Below are 19,735 nucleotides of genomic sequence, written 5' to 3'. Positions count from 1 at the left end.
TTTTTTAAAACGGCAAATCGTTTTCAGGACTTGACGCTTCAAAGTTAGTGTTTTTAGGTTCAGAAGCATGATTCTGCTTAATTCCTTCTACATCTTTTTTGGTAGTTAAAAATGTAAACTCGGTTACCTGAATTTCGGTAGTGTATTTTGTTGTTCCGTCTTCGGCTTGCCATTGGCGCGATTTTATTCTGCCTTCAACATATATTTTGTCGCCTTTGGATAAATATTTTTCACAAATTTCGGCGGCTTTATTTCGAACAACAAGGTTATGCCATTCGGTAGAAGTGATTTTTTCGTTGGTTTGTTTATTGATATAAACTTCGTTAGTAGCCAATGGAAATCGACCAATACAATTTCCACCTTCGAAATAATGCATCTTCACATCATCGCCAAGGTGACCAATTAACATTACTTTATTTAAAGTTCCATTCATCATTATGAAGTTTAAATTCAATCAAATTTAGTGATTTTTTGAGAATCAACCCAAAATTTTGAAATAAAATTAAAAATTACAATTGGAAACGGCATCGCTTTAGCAGATTCATAGGTCAAACTATCACTGATTTTACCTTGAACCTTAACTTCCCAAAACCGAATAGTTAAATGCTGATGTGATAATTTATGCAAAATAGCTTCGGGATTGCATAATGTAACCTCAACAATTTCATTGGAAATAAATGCTTGATTCTTGATTACCTCAACCATTTCGTTTTCAGGAATCAAATCGTCAGTTTCTATCAGCGGAAATTCATATAAATTGTGCCAAATTCCTTTTGCCGTTCGTTTACTTATAATAGTATTCGATTCTTCGTCAGAAAAAATCAAATAGTTAAAAAATCGATTGGTAACTTTTGTCTTCTTCAATTTCACTGGAAGTTGAGCTACTTTTTTCTTTTGCAAAGCGATGCAACTATCGTTTAAAACACAATTGGTACAATCGGGATTTTTTGGAACACATTGCAGTGCGCCAAATTCCATGATGGCTTGATTGTAAACATTTGCTTTTCCCTTTGGAAGTAATTCAGAGGCAAGTTGCGTAAATTCTTTTTTGGCTCCAGCCGAAGCAATATCGGTTTCTACATCAAAATATCGCGCTAAAACCCGAAACACATTTCCATCAACTACTGGAACATTTTCGTTGTAAACAAATGAAGCAATTGCTGCTGCGGTATATTCGCCAACGCCTTTTAGTTTTAGCAAATCTTTATACGTAGCAGGAAAAATTCCATCGAGTTCAAAAGCTATAAATTGAGCTGTTTTATGCAAATTTCGAGCACGAGAATAATAACCCAAACCTTGCCACAATTTTAAAACTTGTTCTTCATTAGCATTTGCAAGGTCAAAAACGGTTGGAAAAGCTTCGGTAAATCGTAAAAAATAAGGCAAACCTTGCGCAACTCGCGTTTGTTGAAGCATAATTTCCGATAGCCAAATATGGTATGGGTTAGTCGAATTTCGCCAAGGCAAATCTCGCTTATTTTGTAAATACCATTGTATTAAAGAATTAGAAAATTTCATAGCAAAAAAGTGGTTGACAAAAATAAATCTTTATGTGATTAAATTTTAATAGATTATGCTTGAAATATTGTTTTTTTAATTCATATATTTGCAACCTCAAAATTATTACACATAATATTAAATACGAAAGAAAATGACGAAAGCAGATATCGTAGCGAAGATTTCAGAAAAATTAGGTCTTGAAAAAGGAGATGTTCAAGCAACAGTTGAAGCATTTATGGAAGAAGTAAAAACTTCATTAGAAACTGGTGATAATGTTTATTTAAGAGGTTTTGGTAGTTTCATCATCAAAACAAGAGCTGAAAAAACTGGAAGAAACATTTCAAAAAATACAACAATCAAGATTCCTGCTCATAACATTCCTGCATTTAAACCTGCTAAAGTATTTGTAGAATCAGTAAAAACTAATACTGAAGTAGCAGTATAAAACTTATTTATTAATCACTAAATCTTAAAGTATGCCAAGTGGTAAAAAAAGAAAGAGACATAAGGTAGCAACGCACAAACGTAAAAAAAGAGCGAGAGCTAACCGTCACAAAAAGAAAAAGTAGTTCTAAACTACTTTTTTTCTTTTTAAACGTTCATTGAAATGGAATTTTAGATTTAAAATATTAGATATTAGATATAAATGTAGTTGCATAAATCTAATATTTAATATCAAAAAATTTAATATTAATTCCACCGGGTAACAAAATACCTGTTTAAAATGTTTAATCCATCTGTGTTTTGAAAATTCAGAATTCAGAAATTATAATTTAGAAATCATTTCTAACTTCTAAATTCATATTTCTAATTTCAAACATGGATAAAAATTTACAACATGAATAAAGAATTAATCATCCGTAGTGGTGAAGATGCTGTAGATTTTGCCTTATTAAAAGATGGAAAACTAATTGAATTACACAAACAAGAAGAAACAAGCAACTTTCAAGTTGGCGATATATTTATTGCAAAAATTAGAAAACCAGTTGCCGGACTAAACGCTGCTTTTGTAAACGTTGGCTATGAAAAAGATGCCTTTTTACACTATCACGATCTTGGTCCGAGTTTAGCTTCTTATTTGAAATTCATAAAACTTGTAAGCGCAGGTAAACTAAAAGATTTCTCCCTAAAAAACTTTCAGTTTGAAAAAGAGATTGATAAAAACGGTGCTATAACCGATATTCTTAGCGCCAATCAATCCGTATTAGTTCAAGTCGTAAAAGAACCTATTTCTACCAAAGGTCCAAGAATAAGCGCAGAGCTTTCCTTTGCCGGACGATTTGTAGTGTTAGTTCCGTTTTCTGACCGAGTTTCTATTTCGCAAAAAATAGAATCAAAAGAAGAAAAAGACCGATTAAAAAAACTAGTACAAGCAGTCAAACCAAAAGGTTTTGGCGTTATTGTGAGAACAGTAGCCGAAGGCAAAAGCACTATCGAATTAGAAAAAGATTTGCAGAACTTAATGAATAGATGGACTGCAATGTGTAAAAAATTACCAACTGCTCATCATCCGTCAAAAGTATTAGGCGAGCTAAATAAAGCTTCATCAATACTAAGAGATGTATTCAATGATACTTTCACCAGTATTCAAACAGATGACGAAGAGTTGTACCAAGAAACAAAGGACTATTTAGCCGAAATAGCTCCGGAGAAACAAAAAATCGTAAAGTTTTATCAGTCCAAAGATGTACCATTATTCGAAAAATACCACATCGAAAGACAAATAAAAACCTCATTTGGAAGAACCGTTTCCATGAGCAAAGGTGCGTATCTGATTATTGAACACACCGAAGCACTTCACGTTATCGACGTAAACAGCGGAAACCGTTCCAACAAAGCTTCCAGCCAAGAAGACACAGCATTAGAAGTAAACCTAATTGCCGCTGCCGAAATTGCACGTCAATTAAGACTTCGCGATATGGGAGGAATTATTGTTATCGATTTTATCGATATGCAAAATTCTGAAAACCGCCAAACACTGTACAACTTCTTAAAAGAAGAAATGAGCGATGATAAAGCCAAACATAAAATCTTACCGCCAAGTAAATTTGGATTAGTCCAAATCACTCGTCAACGCGTAAGACCAGAAGTAAATATCGAAACAAGAGAAGAAAACCCTAATAATTTGGCAAGCGATATCGATGCGCCAATCCAAATTATTGACAAAATTTCTTTTGCATTAGAAAAAATCATTAAAGACCACAAAAAAATAAAACTAAACGTTCATCCTTTTGTGGCAGCATACCTTACCAAAGGTTTTCCATCATTACGTTCAAAGTGGTTCTTTGAACATAAAAAATGGGTGAAAATCATACCTCGTGACGCTTACACGTACCTTGAATATCATTTTTATGACGAACAAGGAAAAAAAATTAAAGAATAAATAAAAAAACCGTCTCGTTTTTAACAAGACGGTTTTTTTATTTTGTAATATTTCAAAAATTAATCCAACTCGTATTCCAATCTAACTGTAATTCGAGCGGTTTTATTTTTGCTATAGGTGTCATTTATTCCGCCATAACTATCGTCTTCGGTTGAGCCTTGACCAGTTATTTGAAAAACACCCATACTAGCACGTTTTAATTTACCCAAACTTCCATCGGCTGTTTTTACAATTTTTGACGCTCTTTCGTTGGCATCTTTAGTAGCATTTTCAATCAAACTTTGCTTTAAACTTGACAAGCCCGAAAAAGTATATTGAATGGAATTGGATGACAATTCAATTCCTGAATTAACCAATTCTGATGTTTTACCTGAAACATCCTCGATGCGTTTCATCAAGCTTGGATTTTTCTTTGCCGAAAAAGAAATGGTTTGTGTTGCTTCATAACCATCAAAAACTTGTTCGTATCGCGTTTGATAGCTGTTTTCATTATTTTCACTTCTAATTTCTTTGAACTTTTTTTGAAAATTTACTGCTCCAAAGCTAAATTCATTGGTTTTAAATCCTTTGGAAATAAAAAAATCACGTACTATTTTTTGGTCAGATACTATTTTATTATAAGCCGTTTTAATATCCATACTTTGTGCATTAAAACTACCCGACCAAAGAATTTCGTCCGAAACAAAATCTTTTGTTCCTAAACCAATTACTGATATTGAATCTAGATTTTGATTGCGGTTTTGAAATGATTTTCCCAAAATCCAAGCGGTTATAATTATGGCTGCACCAATAATTATCGAAGATTTAATTTTTTCCATATTGATCAAATTGATTTACAGTAAAACGTGAATAACTACTAAATAGTATGCTAAAGGTAGATTATTTTTTTCTTCTTTGTGCAAAAAAACGAATCATTAACTCTGATGCTTCTTTTGCCAAAACACCAAATTTTACTTCTGTTTTTGGATGTAATTGAGTTCCCAGAGTCATGAAACCACGTTGTTCATCGCGTGCGCCAAAAACAATTTTCGAAATTTGGCTCCAATACAACGCACCGGCACACATTTGGCATGGTTCAAGTGTAACATACAATGTACAACCTTTCAAATATTTTCCACCAATATAATTCGCCGCCGAAGTTATGGCTTGCATTTCGGCATGCGCAGTAACATCATTGAGCATTTCGGTTAAATTATAACTTCTGGCAATAACTTTATTGTCGATAACAATAACAGCACCAACAGGAATTTCGCCTTGCTCAAAAGCCATTTCGGCTTCTTGCAACGCTTTTTTCATAAAATATTCGTCGGTAAAAGGACTTTCCATAAAACAAAAATACTATTTTAGAATGATTTTCGTTATAAATGTATTATCAACAATTCAATTATGGAAAATATGTTTAAAGTTAGTGTTCCAAAACCTTGTCATGAAGATTGGAATAAAATGAATCCTTCTTCAAAAGGAAGATTTTGTAATACATGTACAACAGAAGTTGTTGATTTTACCAAAATGAATTCGGAGGAAATTAAAACTTATTTGAGAGAAAATAGCAACGTTTGCGGAAGATTTAAAAATGAGCAACTAAATTCTATTATTATTCGAGTTCCGAAACAAGTTTTATTTTCGCAAGTTCATTTTCATAAAATGTTTATGTTAGCATTATTGGTTTCTATGGGAACAAGTTTATTTAGTTGTCAGAATTCAAATGGAACTAAACAAAAAATTGATAGTGTTGAAATTATTGAAGAAGAACCAAAAATAACACTTGGTATCATTTTACCTCCAAAAGATTCAATTAACGATAAATATGAAAAAGAAAAAACAAATAATCCTATAAAAACAATTAAAAAGAAAAATAATTCTAGTGAAAAAAATAAAGCCGTCGAAAATATCATAACAAAAAACGACACAATTAAACAAATCTATGAAGATGACGCTATTTATGGAATGCCAGGAATAACAGCCTATCCTGAGTATGCTGGAGGATTTCAAAAATTGTATAAGTTTGTGAAAGAAAATTATATAATTCATAAAAAAGCCATTAAAAATAATGGAAAAATTGTAGTTTCATTTGCCGTAAATAAAACAGGTGAACTTATTGATTTTAAAGTAAAAAAGGATATTGGCTTTGAAACGGGAAATGAATTAATAAATGTTCTAAAAAAAACACCAAAATGGTATCCAGCTGAATTTGAAGGAAAAAAGCAAATTTTTTATTATGATATTGAAATGAATATTACAAATGATACTATACAAAAGTTACTACGAAAAAAAACAACTTCAAAAATTGATACGATTGAATTAATCAGAATTACAAAATTTGACTATTAAAACCCTAACTTTGTTTTTTAGTTTCAAATGAAAAACAATCTTTTACAAAACATCAACAATCCAGCCGATTTACGAAAATTATCCCTTTCGGAATTACCCGATTTGGCTACAGAGTTGCGTGAATTTATTATTGATATTGTTTCGGTAAAAGAAGGTCATCTTGGCGCAAGTCTTGGCGTTGTTGAATTGACTATTGCGTTGCATTATGTTTTTGACACACCAAATGACTTATTGGTTTGGGATGTTGGTCATCAAGCGTATGGTCATAAAATTTTAACCGAACGAAGAACTAAGTTTGATACCAACCGTCAACTTGACGGCATTTCGGGTTTTCCAAAACGAAGCGAAAGTATTTATGATACGTTTGGCGTTGGTCATTCTTCTACTTCAATTTCTGCAGCTTTGGGAATGGCAATTGCTTCGCAACTTAAAGGCGAAAACAAACATCATATTGCGGTGATTGGCGATGCTTCAATTGCGAGCGGAATGGCTTTTGAAGGTTTAAATCACGCCGGAGTTACAGATGCTAATTTATTGGTTATTTTAAACGATAATGCCATTGGAATTGATCCAAGTGTTGGTGCTTTGAAACACTATTTGACTTCAGTTAAAGAAGGAAAAAATCCGAAGCAAAACAATATGATTAAATCGTTGAATTTTGATTATTCCGGTCCAATTGACGGTCATGATTTACCCAAATTGATTTCGGAATTGGAGCGATTAAAAAAGATAAAAGGTCCAAAATTTCTTCATATTGTAACCACAAAAGGTAAAGGTTTGGAACAAGCCGAAAAAGACCAAGTAAAATATCACGCACCAGGAAAATTTGATGCAAAAACTGGAGAAATTATTCCAAAATCGGAAGCACATTTACCGATGAAATTTCAAGATGTTTTTGGTCTGACTTTAGTCGAATTAGCCAAAAATAATCCGAAAATAATCGGAATTACACCAGCAATGCCAAGCGGAAGTTCGATGAAATTTATGATGGATGCTTTTCCCGAAAGAGCTTTTGACGTTGGAATTGCCGAACAACATGCTGTTACGCTTTCCGCAGGAATGGCAACGCAAGGCATGATTGTTTTTTGCAACATCTACTCTACTTTTTTGCAACGTGCTTATGACCAAGTTATTCACGATGTGGCTTTGCAAAATTTGCCTGTGATTTTCTGTTTGGATCGAGCCGGAATTGTTGGTGAAGATGGCGCAACACATCACGGTGTTTTTGATATTACTTATCTGCGATGCATTCCAAACATGATAATTTATGCACCAAAAGATGAACTCGATTTGCAAAATATCCTTTATACCGCATCGTTAGGTTTGCCACATCCAATTGCGATTCGTTATCCGCGCGGAAGAGGAAAGTTAGAAGTTGGAAGTTGGAAGTTAGGAGCTGGAAGTTTTGAGAAAATAGAAATTGGGAAAGCTAATTTGCTGAAAAACGGAACAAAAACAGCTGTTTTATCTACTGGTTTTATCGGGAATAATGTTTCTTTGGCGTTAAAAAATCTAAATCTACCCGAAACTATTGCACATTATGCCTTTGGATTTATTAAACCTTTGGACCAAAAACTGTTGCATGAAATTTTCAATTCATTTGAAAACATCATTACTATTGAAGACGGAACAATAAAAGGTGGATTTGGTTCCGCCATAGTTGAATTTGCTTCAGAAAACAACTATTCTAAATCGATAAAAGTCCTTGGAATTCCTGATGTTTTCATCGAACATGGAACGGTGGAAGAACTTCAAAAAATTTGTAAAATCGACGTTAAAAGTCTGGAAAATATTTTTTTAAACTACTAAAAAACCGATTTTTGCATCGTCTAACTATTTTCTACTAAAAATGAAGGTATTTCAAAAGATTTTTCTCTTAACAACATTACTTTTTTCAACAAGTTTTTTTGCACAAGAAGCTGCAATTCCTGTAGTAAAAGATACCGTTATTTCTAATTGGGAAAAGAAAAATACCGTTGGTTTAGACATTACCCAAATTGCTTTTGTAAACTGGAATGCCGGAGGAAATAGTTCTATTTCGGGATTGCTGAAAGGGAATTTTTTACGAAAATATCAAAAAGGAAACCTGAAATGGGTAAACGAAATGATTATTCGATATGGTGTCAATAAACAAGATGGCGTTGAGCTAAGAAAAACCGATGATGCGTTTCAGTTCAATTCTACTTTGGGTTATAGGAAAGACGATGTAACCAACTGGTATTCATCGGCTAAATTCAATTTTAATACGCAGTTTACCAATGGTTATGCTTATCCAAATACAACCAAAGCCATTTCAAAACCTTTTGCTCCAGCCTATATTTTCCTTGGAGTTGGTTCGGAATATGCTAATAAAGAGAAGAAATTAAACGTTTACATTTCGCCTTTAACGATGAAAACGACTTTGGTTTTAGATCAAACTTTGGCAAATCAAGGTGCATTTGGAGTAAACAAAGCGGTTTATGATGTTGACGGAAATCTTCTTAGAAAAGGTGAATTACACCGAATGGAACTCGGTTTTTTATTAACCAATTATTACAAAAAAGAAATTTACAAAAACATCATTTGGGAAAATCGCTTGAGTTTGTATTCTGATTATATCAACCGTTTTGGCAATGTAGATATTGATTGGCAAATGCAACTAGAATTGGTTGTAAACGAATATGTTAAAGCAAATATTGGCGCGCATTTTATCTATGACGATGATATTAAAGCCAAAGAAGAACGCAACGGCGAACAAGTAACTGTTGGTCCAAAACTACAGTTAAAACAATTGCTTGGTGTTGGTTTGAGTTACAATTTTTAAGCCGAAACTATTTTAAACAATTCCACTGCTTTTCCATCAGTTAGCATAGAAATATAATGGCAAATATGCAATAATCGGTCGTAAAGATTTTCTTTTTCCAGATGATGTTTTTCCGGAAGAATTTTTAGTAAAAGTTTGTCGTAATTTGTTGCTTTTCCTTCGTGGTTATTGTTGAAAGCCGTGATGAATTTATCGAGTAACGTATTGATAATCTGATAACCCGAAAGCTCTTTTTCAATCACTTCACGACTTTGGTAGATAGTTGCAACACTCAATTTGATGATATCATCCATTTGCGCTTTGTATCTACTTTTATCGGTTAAAGCAAAATGGAATTTTCCTTGCAAAATGGCTTCTTCATTTTCAACAAAAACACGAACGGCATCATTGATTAAATTTCCAATTGCCAAAGCACGCAAATAGCTAATTCGATCTTCTTTGGTGGTTAAAGTTTGGTATTTTGCAGCATCAATCGTGTCTTTTACCAATTTGATTAGATATTCCAAAGCAAAATCCTCAGAAACTAAACCGAGATTTATTCCGTCTTCAAAATCGATAATCGTGTAACAAATATCATCGGCAGCTTCGACTAAAAATGCCAACGGATGACGTTCATAACCTATATCTTCGCCTGATTTATTGGAAATCATGCCTAATTCTTCGGCAACTTCTTTGAAAAAATCCTTATCCGATTGAAAGAAACCATATTTTTTATCCGAAATATTTTTGGTTGGTTTTTTGGGTAAACTTTCCTTTGGGTATTTAGTAAATGCGCCGAGTGTTGCATAAGACAAACGCAAACTTCCTTCAATTCCTGGACGCGAACTCGTTAAAACCGAAAAACCATTGGCATTTCCTTCAAAATCGATTAAATCTTGCCATTGTTTTGGCGTTAATTTATCTTTGAATTGTTGTCCTTTTCCAATAGAAAAATATTCACCAATCGCTTTTTCGCCCGAATGACCGAACGGCGGATTTCCAATATCATGTGCCAAAGCTGCTGCAGCAACGATTGCACCAAAATCATTCATGTGATAACCGTGAACGGCGGAAAGATGCGGATATTTTTCGATGATTTTTTTTCCAACCAATCTTCCGATGGAACGACCAACAACCGAAACTTCCAAACTATGTGTCAAACGAGTATGAACGAAATCGGTTTTTGACAACGGAATAACCTGCGTTTTATCCTGTAAACTGCGAAAAGCCGACGAAAAGATAATTCGGTCATAATCGACTTCAAAACCCAATCGAGTATCGTCTTGTTCTACACGAAGTCGTTTTCCTTTGTCACCTTGACGTTTTAAAGATAAAAGTTGTTCCCAGGTCATTTTTATATTAGATATTAAATTTTAAATATTAGATTTTCATCTAACCCAAAAGTACATTTATTTCAGGATTTTTTTCATGCAAACACTACTTTCTACATCAATATATTGTCCGTAGTTTGGAATGATTTCGTAGCCACTTTTTTGATACAACGAAATAGCATTCGTTAATTGGTTCGAAGTTTCCAAAATAGCGTGCTGAAAACCGTTTTCCTTTGCCCAAATTTCCAAGGCGTTCAGCACAGTCGAAGCAATTCCTTTACCGCGTTTTTCGGGCAAGACAAACATTCGTTTTATTTCGGCAACTGTTGGTTCATATTCTTTGAAAGCGCCACAACCAACAGCGATTTCATCTTCATAACAAACGATTACGTTATCAATATATATTTGATTGTATTGTGCAAAAAAGTCTTTCTCATCACCATCAATTTCAACCAAATAATCATCAAAAAGTCGGGTTAACTTTTGAAAATCAGAATTATTAGAATTGGTTTTTAGTAGTTTCATTTTTTATCGTTTGCCAAGAAGAAATTTCTAGACTTTTTTGGATATTGATTAAAGCTTTTATCGCTTGGATTGGCAATTACGGATTTGATGTTGATTTCATCTCCAAGTTTGAAGTTTTTTTCAACCATTTGATAATCCAACAAATATTCACCACAGAAATAATTTCCGTGTTCGTCTTTTTCTATAATTCCAGTGTAAACTCCTTTTTTTTCTTTTGACATTGTCTTTTATTTGTTTTCAAATGTAATTAAAAAGAAAACAGCTATCAAATTGACAGCTGTTTTATTAATTTAATTCGAACTAAAACTCTTTAGATATTTTTCAAAATATTTTTTTATTAATATTTCCAATTCTAACTTTTCATTTTCATTTAATTGATTTTCAACTAAAAAATCATTGCCAATACTATTAAGAATTTTACGAAATTCTTCCTGATTATCAAGCACAAAACCTAATCTTTTTTGCATGCCATTTGCTGATTTGTTTTCTCTTTCTGGCATTCTTGATAAGAAAGTGTTGAATTCACTCTCTAAAATTTGCTTTACTTTATCCATAATTCACATTATTAATAAAAACGTTAATAAAATATTTAAAAAATCTATTTTTCTATTTATGAACCACACATTTCACAATCATCGCCACCAGTTCCAGCAGCAGCACGTGCGCGTTCTACCATTGCGGCAAAATCTTCGGCGGTCATTTCTCCGTTTTCTGTTGGAGCAACAACCTCAACTGCTTTGGCTTCCGGTTTTTCGGCAATAGTTGACGCTATTGGTTCTGCTTTTTTATCGTTGTTTAGAGTAAACTTGATTGCATCTACAGCAGCTTTGGTTCTTAAATAGTACATTCCAGTTTTCAAACCAGATTTCCATGCGTAGAAATGCATCGAGGTTAGTTTTGCATAGTTAGCGTCTTGCATAAACAAGTTTAACGACTGCGATTGGTCAATGAAATAACCTCTGTGACGCGACATATCGATAATATCTTTCATCGACATTTCCCAAACGGTTTTGTACAATTCTTTCAAATCGGCCGGAATACCATCGATATTTTGAACCGAACCGTTGTGACGCATGATTTCTTGTTTCAACGTTTCGTTCCATAAACCTCTTTCTACCAAATCGGTCAATAAATGTTTGTTTACCACGATGAATTCTCCCGAAAGTACACGACGTGTGTAAATATTGGATGTATATGGTTCAAATGCTTCGTTATTTCCAAGAATTTGTGATGTAGAAGCCGTTGGCATTGGCGCCATTAATAACGAGTTTCTTACACCATGTTCCATTACTTCTTTTCTTAAACTTGCCCAATCCCAACGACCTGATAATTCTTCGTCTTTCAATCCCCAAAGATTGTATTGGAATTCTCCTTGTGAAATTGGCGAACCTGCAAATGTTGAATAAGCACCTTCTTCTTTTGCCATTTCCATAGAAGCTGTAACGGCTGCGAAATAGATAGTTTCGAAGATTTCTTGATTCAGTTGTTTTGCTTCATCTGACGTAAATGGCATTCTTAATAAAATGAATGCATCAGCCAAACCTTGAACACCTAATCCAACTGGACGATGACGCATATTTGAATTTTCTGCTTCTTTTACTGGATAGTAATTTCTGTCGATTACTTTGTTCAAGTTTCGGGTTACACGTTTGGTTACATTATAAAGTAATTCGTGATTGAATTTTCCGTTTTCTACAAACATTGGTAACGAAATGGAAGCCAAGTTACATACCGCAATTTCGTCTGCAGATGTATATTCCATGATTTCTGTACAAAGGTTTGATGAACGAATAGTTCCCAAATTCTTTTGGTTTGATTTTCTGTTTGCTGCATCTTTATACAACATGTATGGCGTTCCGGTTTCGATTTGTGATTCAAGGATTTTCTCCCAAAGTTCACGTGCTTTAATCGTTTTTCTTCCTTTGTTTTGAGCTTCATACGAAGTATATAATGCTTCAAATTCTTCTCCGTAAACATCATATAATCCCGGACATTCGTTTGGACACATCAACGTCCAATCGGCATTTTCTTCTACACGTTTCATGAACAAATCGGATGTCCACATAGCGTAAAATAAATCACGAGCACGCATTTCTTCTTTTCCGTGATTTTTCTTTAAATCTAAGAAATCAAAAATATCAGCATGCCAAGTTTCGATATAAATAGCAAAACTTCCTTTACGCTTTCCGCCACCTTGATCAACATAACGAGCTGTATCGTTGAAAACTCTCAACATTGGTACAATTCCGTTTGAAGTTCCGTTTGTTCCTCGAATGTAAGAACCGGTTGCACGAACATTGTGAATTGATAATCCAATTCCACCAGCCGATTGCGATATTTTTGCGGTTGATTTTAACGTGTCATAAATTCCATCAATACTATCATCTTGCATAGTTAACAGGAAACACGATGACATTTGTGGTTTTGGCGTTCCGGCGTTGAACAATGTTGGCGTTGCATGCGTAAAGAATTTCTTCGACATTAAGTCATAGGTTTCAATCACAGCTTCTAAATCGTTCAAGTGAATTCCAACAGAAACACGCATCAACATGTGTTGTGGACGTTCCACGATTTTCCCGTTTATTCTTAGTAAATACGAACGTTCTAAGGTTTTGAAGCCAAAATAATCGTAGTTAAAATCACGATTGTATATGATATGTGAGTTTAAAAACTCGGCATTTTCTTGAATTACTTGGTGAACTTCATCAGAAAGTAAAGGTGCTTTTTGATTGGTTCTTGGGTTAACATAATGATACATTTCATTCATCGTTTCAGAGAATGATTTGTTGGTATTTTTATGTAAGTTGGAAATGGCAATTCGCGCTGCTAATTGAGCATAGTCTGGATGAGTTACTGTCATTGCAGCTGCGGTTTCGGCAGCAAGATTGTCTAATTCGGAAGTAGTTACACCATCGTATAATCCTTCAATTACTTTCATCGCTACTTTTACAGCATCGACTAATTCATTTAAACCATAGCACAGTTTTTTTATTCTGTCTGTGATTTTGTCAAACATTACTGGTTCTTTGTGACCATCTCTTTTGATTACGTACATAATTTTTGTTTTTTTGAAATAGAAAATCCCTTCTCTACTTCGGTTAGTTTTCTTTTTTGTTAATCCCTTAACTTCTATAAAATTTTCGTTTTATAGATTTTTTTGGAGCTATTCCAGCTTTCCGCTACAATCTTTTATTTCTTGTTCTCGATACTCGTTTACAAGCGAACTCGAACTGACGAAATAAAAGGATTTCCACTTCAATCTGGGCTAAGCTTATCAATGGCTTGGTTCAGCAACTAAACGCCATTGAACTTCAATCAATAATTCCGAATTAAAAATCGGCGTCGAAACTGATTTTTTGGTCGTCGTTATCTTTTGACATTACACCTGCTTTTTGGTATTCGGCAACACGTTTTTCGAAGAAATTAGTTTTTCCTTGTAGTGAAATCATATCCATGAAATCAAACGGATTGTTTGAATTATAAACACGACTACAACCTAATTCTACCAAAAGTCTATCGGCAACGAATTCCAAATATTGTGTCATCAAATTGGCATTCATCCCAATCAAACTTACTGGAAGCGACTCGGTAATGAATTCACGCTCAATATCTAAAGCATTTGTAATAATTTCTGTAATTCTAGCTTTTGGCACTTTGTTTATCAAATGGTGATTGTGTAAATGCACGGCAAAATCGCAGTGAACACCTTCGTCACGAGAAATTAACTCGTTAGAAAAGGTTAATCCCGGCATTAATCCACGTTTTTTCAACCAGTAAATCGAACAAAATGCACCCGAAAAGAAAATTCCTTCAACAGCTGCAAAAGCAATTAATCTTTCTGCAAACGAATCTGATTCTATCCATTTCAAAGCCCATTCTGCTTTTTTCTTGATGGCTGGAAAAACTTCCAAAGCATTGAAAAGTTGGTCTTTTTCGGCTTCGTCTTTTACATACGTATCAATCAAAAGCGAATAGGTTTCGCTGTGAATGTTTTCCATCATGATCTGGAAACCGTAGAAAAATTTGGCTTCTGGATATTGCACTTCGTTGACAAAGTTTTCGGCTAAATTTTCGTTCACAATTCCGTCGGAAGCGGCAAAAAATGCCAAAATATGTTTGATGAAGAATTTTTCGTCATCATTTAATTTATTGTTCCAATCAGATAAATCTTGATGCAAATCAATTTCTTCGGCAGTCCAAAAACTTGCTTCCATCTTTTTGTACCAATCCCAAATATCATGATGTTTAATTGGGAAAATCACGAAGCGGTTTTTGTTTTCTTGTAAAATTGGTTCGATAGTCGCCATTTTGAATTTATTTTAAAATTATTTGGGTGTTTTTTTTGACTTTTTGAGTGTGATACAAAGATTGTCAAACCAAACGGAAAAAGAAAGCCAAACTTATCCACAAATCGAGTTAGTTTTTAACAAACGTGACCTTTCATCGATATTTTGTTAAAAATTATAATATTTTGATTTTCAATAATTTATGAAATGTAAATTTTTCAAAAACCGCATAAACAGAGGAAATTAGGAAAATACGCATAGTAAAATTTTAACATTTTTGAACCCGCTAAAAATTGGTTTTTGAGCATAAAAAAAGTGGTTTCTCGATTTGAAAAACCACTTTAAATTTATTGATGGAAATTTTGACTATTTATCGTCAGAAATATAGGTTTTATTTCCGTTTTTGTTGATGTAGTATTTTCCACCTCTTGGTCCAGTGTACACTTTTTTACCTTTGTATGTTCCGGTTGCTTTGTCAGTAACTTTTTTCTCAGCTGCTTTTGAAAGTGCTGTTTCTTTTAAATCTTCAGTTTCTTCAGCAGCAGTTTTTTTGGTTTTGGCTACGGTGTTCTTAGTTTTTGCCGCAGTTTTGTTTGCTTCTGCATTTGCTTTATTGGCTGCTGTTTTTGCTTTTGTTCCTGTTTTTTTAGCTTCTTTATCAGCAGCATCTTTATAACGTTTGTCTGGCGTTCCGTCTTTTTTAAGTTTAGTTGCTTTTTCTTCTACTTCTTTTTTTGTTTTAGAAGTTTTTGCTTTGGCTTCCTTTTCAGCTTCTTTCTTTTCTTTTGCTTTGTCAGCTTTTAATTTTTCAATTTTAGCTTTGTTTTCCGCAGCGGTTTTTTCGGTTTTAGTTTTTGCTTTTTCCTTTACAGTTTGTGCAAAAATGGTATTTGAAAATACAAACACCAAACATAATAAGATTAGTTTTTTCATGATTTTAATTTTTTAACAGTTTAAAATTAGTGATTTTTAGTTTACAAAATATATGCCAAATGATTTTTTTTAAACCACATAGAAACATAGATTTTTTATGCTTATAAAAAGTCGTTTCACTCCATTTGAGAAAATCATAGTCATTCAAATATAAAAATTTGCTACTCTTTACTTTTTACTCTTCCCTATTTTCTTAAAAATAAGCTCTCAATTGCACATTTCCGGTGTGAATGGTTTGGCTAGTTTCGGTTTTTCTTCCTAAATAATTGATGTTGATATCGAGAAATTCAGTTAGGTTTTTCTGCAAAAGCAATCGCCAAGTTAAATTTTGTCCGGGTTGCAAGCCTTCAAGCATTTGGAACGCAACTGGCGACAATGCATCGCCTTCAAATTTATTTTGATACATGGAAATTTCACCATTCATCGTGAATTTCTTTTCGCCTGCATAAGAAAATGACGTTCCAAATCGGTTTTGAAGCAAGGCTTCTCCATTGCCAAGCTGATTTTCTTTATTTTGGTATTCGTAGAAAATATCCAAACTCGTATTTTTATTAAACAAATACGAAATCTTCGGACTTAGCTGATAACCAATTACTTCAAAATTCCTACTAGCATAATTCTCCGAAGCTAATTCGATTTTAATCGTTTTTGAATTCATATTGAACAACCACGATTTTTTCAATAAATGATTGTATTGCAACTGATGGGATTTATTTTTACTTTCTTGTGAACCCACAGAAAGCAAGCTTTTCAATCGATTTTCAGTATAAGTATAGGTTACAGAATGTTTCTGTTTGCCTCGATTATAAAACAAACTGTTTCTAAAGCTAGTATTCAATCCGAGTAAATCGTCTTCGGAAGTAGAAAACGGATTTAAGTCAAAATTATCGCCGTTTCTGAAGATTTTTCGTTCTACCAAATACGAAGTTTGATTATATAAATAAGACAACATCTTTTTGAACCCTTTTTCGTTTTGCCAACGCGAAGGATTTAGCGTTAACGACTGCGAAAACCGATTTTGATGCGTTTTTACAAAAACCTGATTGGGTAAAAATACGCGAACATATTTGGCTTGATCGGGAAACGGTGCAATTTCAAATTCTTCCAATTCCTGAATTCCGTTGTTGTTGTAATCGTTCCACATGTAAACGCCTTGACTTGGTTCGACTTCAAGATACGTAAATTCTTGCTGTGCAATGGTTCCAGAAGTCGTTTCGTAAGCCGTTGTTATTTGCATCAACTGATTAAAATACTGGTCGTTATACAATAATCTTGAGTTTAACGACGGTTCGTTTCCACGAATGTTATCTTCAAATTTTAGGTTTCTGTAATTTAAGAATAACGACAAATCACTTTTTTTGGTTTGTATCAATCGGGATTTCAAATAATAAGAATGTGATGTGTTCACTTTTTCCAATAAGCCATTCTGCAAACTGTCATTTATGCGTTGCAAATAACCCAATTCTACATACACTTTTGTACTATCGCCACGACCAACAAACGCACCATATTCGGTAAATCGCTGACTTAAAGCCGATAATTGATTAGTCGCTGCTAATTTTTCTTTGTTATTTTCCAAATTCAAACTCGCGCCAACCCAATTTTTTTCGAAATGATATCTTGCTTGTGTTTGATTACGAATAAAAGTTGACGAAGCATAATTTCCGTCACTTTTCAACATGCTAGCATTTTGTAGAATATTCCAATCTTTTACTCTGAAAAAACCATTTATCAGATGACGATTTCCTGAGAAACTTTTCGAGAAATCAAGTTTTTCAAACTGATAGGTTAATTTTCCTTTTCCGGGCAAAATGAAATCCAAACCGCTGATGAGCAAACTTTGATTTCCTTCAAACGATGTTAAATTCCAATCGCGATTGAACTCGATATTGAATAATCGCTCAATAGTTTGAAAATTTTCCTGGACAAACTGATAGTTCCCAAAAGCATCTATTTGCCATTTTTTACTAAACAATCGTTTTTTGAAATTCAATTTTCCGGCAATACCTTTATTATTGTCGTCATCGATGGAAGAAAACAAGTTTTGGTCGTTATTGCTTACGCCAATTTCAAAATCAACGACCGTTTTTTCATTTGGATTAAATTTCCCAACAACCGTTGCAATTTGAATTTTTGTTGGTGCAATCAATCGAGTTACAGGTTCGTAATTTCCTTGTGGAACGCCCGAAATTGGCTCTACATATTGATAAATTTTTCCGATAGCTGATGTATTTGTCAAAATGTAATTTCCAAGATTTACTCCAACCAAAGTGAATTTCACATTATATAGCTCATCATCAGGATTATTGGAATATTCAAAAGTTTCAACGCCGCCAATTGTCGTTTTTTTATATAAGATTTTATTATCTGAATACGTATCGAGATAAGCCGATGGCGCATTCATCAAATTTATATCATCGCCAGCATTTTTTAAAACCTCAACTTGTTCCGAAGATAAATTTTGCTGTAACGGTTGATTTTTTACATCATTTTCAGAGTACAAATATCCGCCTAAACTCCATTTTTTAGCTTCGTGATTTGCTCCGGCATAGGTAACAAAACGCGTGTAACTTCTGTCGGAATATTGGTATTCAATAACGATACGCATTTCAGAAGTGATAGGAAAAAGCGATGTAAATGTGATTTCTCCGGCATTATAATCAATGATATAATCGTTGTTTTCACCACGTTTTTTCAGAATTCCGTTGACGTAAACTCTTTCTGAACCCGAAATTACCAAAACATACAATTCGCCATTGTTTCCTCTTAGTTTATACGGACCTTGATTTCCTTCTTGTCCAGTAAACGAACTTCGAGCATATTGTCCGCGAACCAAAGCTGCAGAAGCAAAAATATCCGTTTTATTTTCTTCGCCACCAAAAGTAAAATGCGTAGAAAGTCCTTGTACTTTTTTGTTGAAATTTAAAAACCGTGACTGACGATTTTCAAGAAATAAATCTCCCGCACGAATGTTCCATTTATCAGTAAAAAGTTCGATGAAAATTTGGTCAAACTCATCCAATTTTTGTGAATAACCGCCATCTTGTAACGGAATATTGCTATCTTGAATAGAAGCTCGAAGCGAAACTTTATCGGAAATTTTTCCTGTGATTTGTAAGTCAAGATTGGAATTTACCGTTGCATTTTGATTATTTCCAACGGTAACACCACGAGTTATGCTTCCGGAAGTGTTTAATCCGTCGAAAGGCACAAATTTTTTAACCGAGCGATTGACTTTATACAAATTTCCTTCTTCGTTAGGAACAATTCGGTCTTGGTCGTAAATACTATAAGTTTTGGTTAAAAATTCGGGATATTTTAGGTATTGAACGGTTATGCTGTCTTTGGAGCTAAATCCATTTTTGAAGATTAATTTTCCTTTTTTGAAGTCGATTTTATAAAAAGAAGTATCAATTGGCGTTCCATCTGCTAATTGCATTTTGAAAAACCCCGAATTGATACTTACTTTTTCGATGCTAATGGTATCGGCAGAAAAAGCAACTTTTTTAGTTTGATACAACGATTTAGTTTCCTGAGCCGAAAGCTTGGAAAACCCAACGAAGATTATCAGTAAAAAAAGTTTTTTTAGCATACATATTTATAACGTAAAAAAGCTATTTTGAGTATAAAAAAATGTAAATTCAAATATAAAAAAACCATTAAG

Annotated in this window: 17 protein-coding genes; 5 read left to right on the top strand and 12 right to left on the bottom strand. The window is 33.6% G+C overall.

The window, feature by feature from the left end; all coding sequences use genetic code 11:
- Nucleotides 1-4: 4 nt before the first annotated feature.
- Nucleotides 5-433: a single-stranded DNA-binding protein gene (locus G6042_RS11980; protein WP_169524665.1), complete on the bottom strand. Its 429-nt coding sequence runs from the start codon at nucleotides 431-433 to the stop codon at nucleotides 5-7.
- Nucleotides 434-450: 17 nt separating this feature from the next.
- On the bottom strand, nucleotides 451-1,518 hold the full coding sequence (gene mutY, locus G6042_RS11975) for an A/G-specific adenine glycosylase (protein ID WP_169524664.1): 1,068 nt from the start codon (nucleotides 1,516-1,518) through the stop codon (nucleotides 451-453).
- A gap of 133 nt (nucleotides 1,519-1,651) precedes the next feature.
- On the opposite strand from mutY, the gene G6042_RS11970 reads away from it, so the two are divergent.
- A complete protein-coding gene (locus G6042_RS11970) occupies nucleotides 1,652-1,945 on the top strand; it encodes an HU family DNA-binding protein (protein WP_131474623.1) in 294 nt (97 codons plus the stop codon).
- Between the two features lie 393 nt (nucleotides 1,946-2,338).
- Nucleotides 2,339-3,883: an Rne/Rng family ribonuclease gene (locus G6042_RS11965; RefSeq protein ID WP_169524663.1), complete on the top strand. Its 1,545-nt coding sequence runs from the start codon at nucleotides 2,339-2,341 to the stop codon at nucleotides 3,881-3,883.
- Nucleotides 3,884-3,942: 59 nt separating this feature from the next.
- Here G6042_RS11965 and G6042_RS11960 read toward each other — a convergent pair whose 3' ends face one another.
- Both G6042_RS11960 and G6042_RS11955 read right to left on the bottom strand, forming a co-directional pair.
- Complete coding sequence (locus G6042_RS11960) at nucleotides 3,943-4,701, bottom strand: SIMPL domain-containing protein (protein ID WP_169524662.1); 759 nt, start codon at nucleotides 4,699-4,701, stop codon at nucleotides 3,943-3,945.
- Nucleotides 4,702-4,762: 61 nt separating this feature from the next.
- A complete protein-coding gene (locus G6042_RS11955) occupies nucleotides 4,763-5,209 on the bottom strand; it encodes a nucleoside deaminase (RefSeq protein WP_169524661.1) in 447 nt (148 codons plus the stop codon).
- A gap of 60 nt (nucleotides 5,210-5,269) precedes the next feature.
- Between G6042_RS11955 and G6042_RS11950 the strand changes: the two genes are divergently transcribed.
- The 3 genes from G6042_RS11950 to G6042_RS11940 are packed head-to-tail and all read left to right on the top strand — an operon-like array spanning nucleotide 5,270 to nucleotide 9,017.
- On the top strand, nucleotides 5,270-6,214 hold the full coding sequence (locus G6042_RS11950; protein ID WP_169524660.1) for an energy transducer TonB: 945 nt from the start codon (nucleotides 5,270-5,272) through the stop codon (nucleotides 6,212-6,214).
- 27 nt (nucleotides 6,215-6,241) lie between these two features.
- On the top strand, nucleotides 6,242-8,023 hold the full coding sequence (locus G6042_RS11945) for a 1-deoxy-D-xylulose-5-phosphate synthase (protein WP_169524659.1): 1,782 nt from the start codon (nucleotides 6,242-6,244) through the stop codon (nucleotides 8,021-8,023).
- Nucleotides 8,024-8,063: 40 nt separating this feature from the next.
- Nucleotides 8,064-9,017 carry a DUF3078 domain-containing protein gene (locus tag G6042_RS11940; RefSeq protein WP_169524658.1) on the top strand — a complete coding sequence of 318 codons (954 nt, stop codon included), beginning with the start codon at nucleotides 8,064-8,066 and terminating at the stop codon, nucleotides 9,015-9,017.
- Here the strand turns inward: G6042_RS11940 and G6042_RS11935 are convergent.
- The 8 genes from G6042_RS11935 to G6042_RS11900 form a co-directional block, all read right to left on the bottom strand.
- A complete protein-coding gene (locus G6042_RS11935; protein ID WP_169524657.1) occupies nucleotides 9,014-10,348 on the bottom strand; it encodes a deoxyguanosinetriphosphate triphosphohydrolase in 1,335 nt (444 codons plus the stop codon). The genes G6042_RS11940 and G6042_RS11935 overlap by 4 nt on opposite strands.
- A gap of 57 nt (nucleotides 10,349-10,405) precedes the next feature.
- On the bottom strand, nucleotides 10,406-10,852 hold the full coding sequence (locus G6042_RS11930) for a GNAT family N-acetyltransferase (RefSeq protein WP_169524656.1): 447 nt from the start codon (nucleotides 10,850-10,852) through the stop codon (nucleotides 10,406-10,408).
- A complete protein-coding gene (locus G6042_RS11925) occupies nucleotides 10,849-11,073 on the bottom strand; it encodes a hypothetical protein (RefSeq protein ID WP_169524655.1) in 225 nt (74 codons plus the stop codon). The genes G6042_RS11930 and G6042_RS11925 overlap by 4 nt, the downstream gene beginning before the upstream one ends.
- A 69-nt stretch (nucleotides 11,074-11,142) precedes the next feature.
- Nucleotides 11,143-11,406, bottom strand: a complete 264-nt coding sequence (locus G6042_RS11920; protein ID WP_169524654.1) for a hypothetical protein — start codon at nucleotides 11,404-11,406, stop codon at nucleotides 11,143-11,145.
- A 56-nt stretch (nucleotides 11,407-11,462) separates the two neighbouring features.
- On the bottom strand, nucleotides 11,463-13,907 hold the full coding sequence (locus tag G6042_RS11915) for a ribonucleoside-diphosphate reductase subunit alpha (RefSeq protein WP_169524653.1): 2,445 nt from the start codon (nucleotides 13,905-13,907) through the stop codon (nucleotides 11,463-11,465).
- A gap of 274 nt (nucleotides 13,908-14,181) precedes the next feature.
- Nucleotides 14,182-15,159, bottom strand: coding sequence for a ribonucleotide-diphosphate reductase subunit beta (locus G6042_RS11910; RefSeq protein WP_169524652.1), 978 nt, complete (start codon nucleotides 15,157-15,159; stop codon nucleotides 14,182-14,184).
- Between the two features lie 345 nt (nucleotides 15,160-15,504).
- Entirely contained in the window at nucleotides 15,505-16,071 is a 567-nt protein-coding gene (locus tag G6042_RS11905; protein WP_169524651.1) for a hypothetical protein, read from the bottom strand.
- Nucleotides 16,072-16,264: 193 nt separating this feature from the next.
- Entirely contained in the window at nucleotides 16,265-19,663 is a 3,399-nt protein-coding gene (locus G6042_RS11900) for a hypothetical protein (protein WP_169524650.1), read from the bottom strand.
- Between the last annotated feature and the right edge of the window lie 72 nt (nucleotides 19,664-19,735).

The sequence above is a fragment of the Flavobacterium solisilvae genome (genome assembly GCF_012911605.1).
Lineage (GTDB): Bacteria > Bacteroidota > Bacteroidia > Flavobacteriales > Flavobacteriaceae > Flavobacterium > Flavobacterium solisilvae.
The sequence above is the reverse complement of the archived record's forward strand: the minus strand, read 5'-3'. Positions and strand labels throughout refer to the sequence as shown.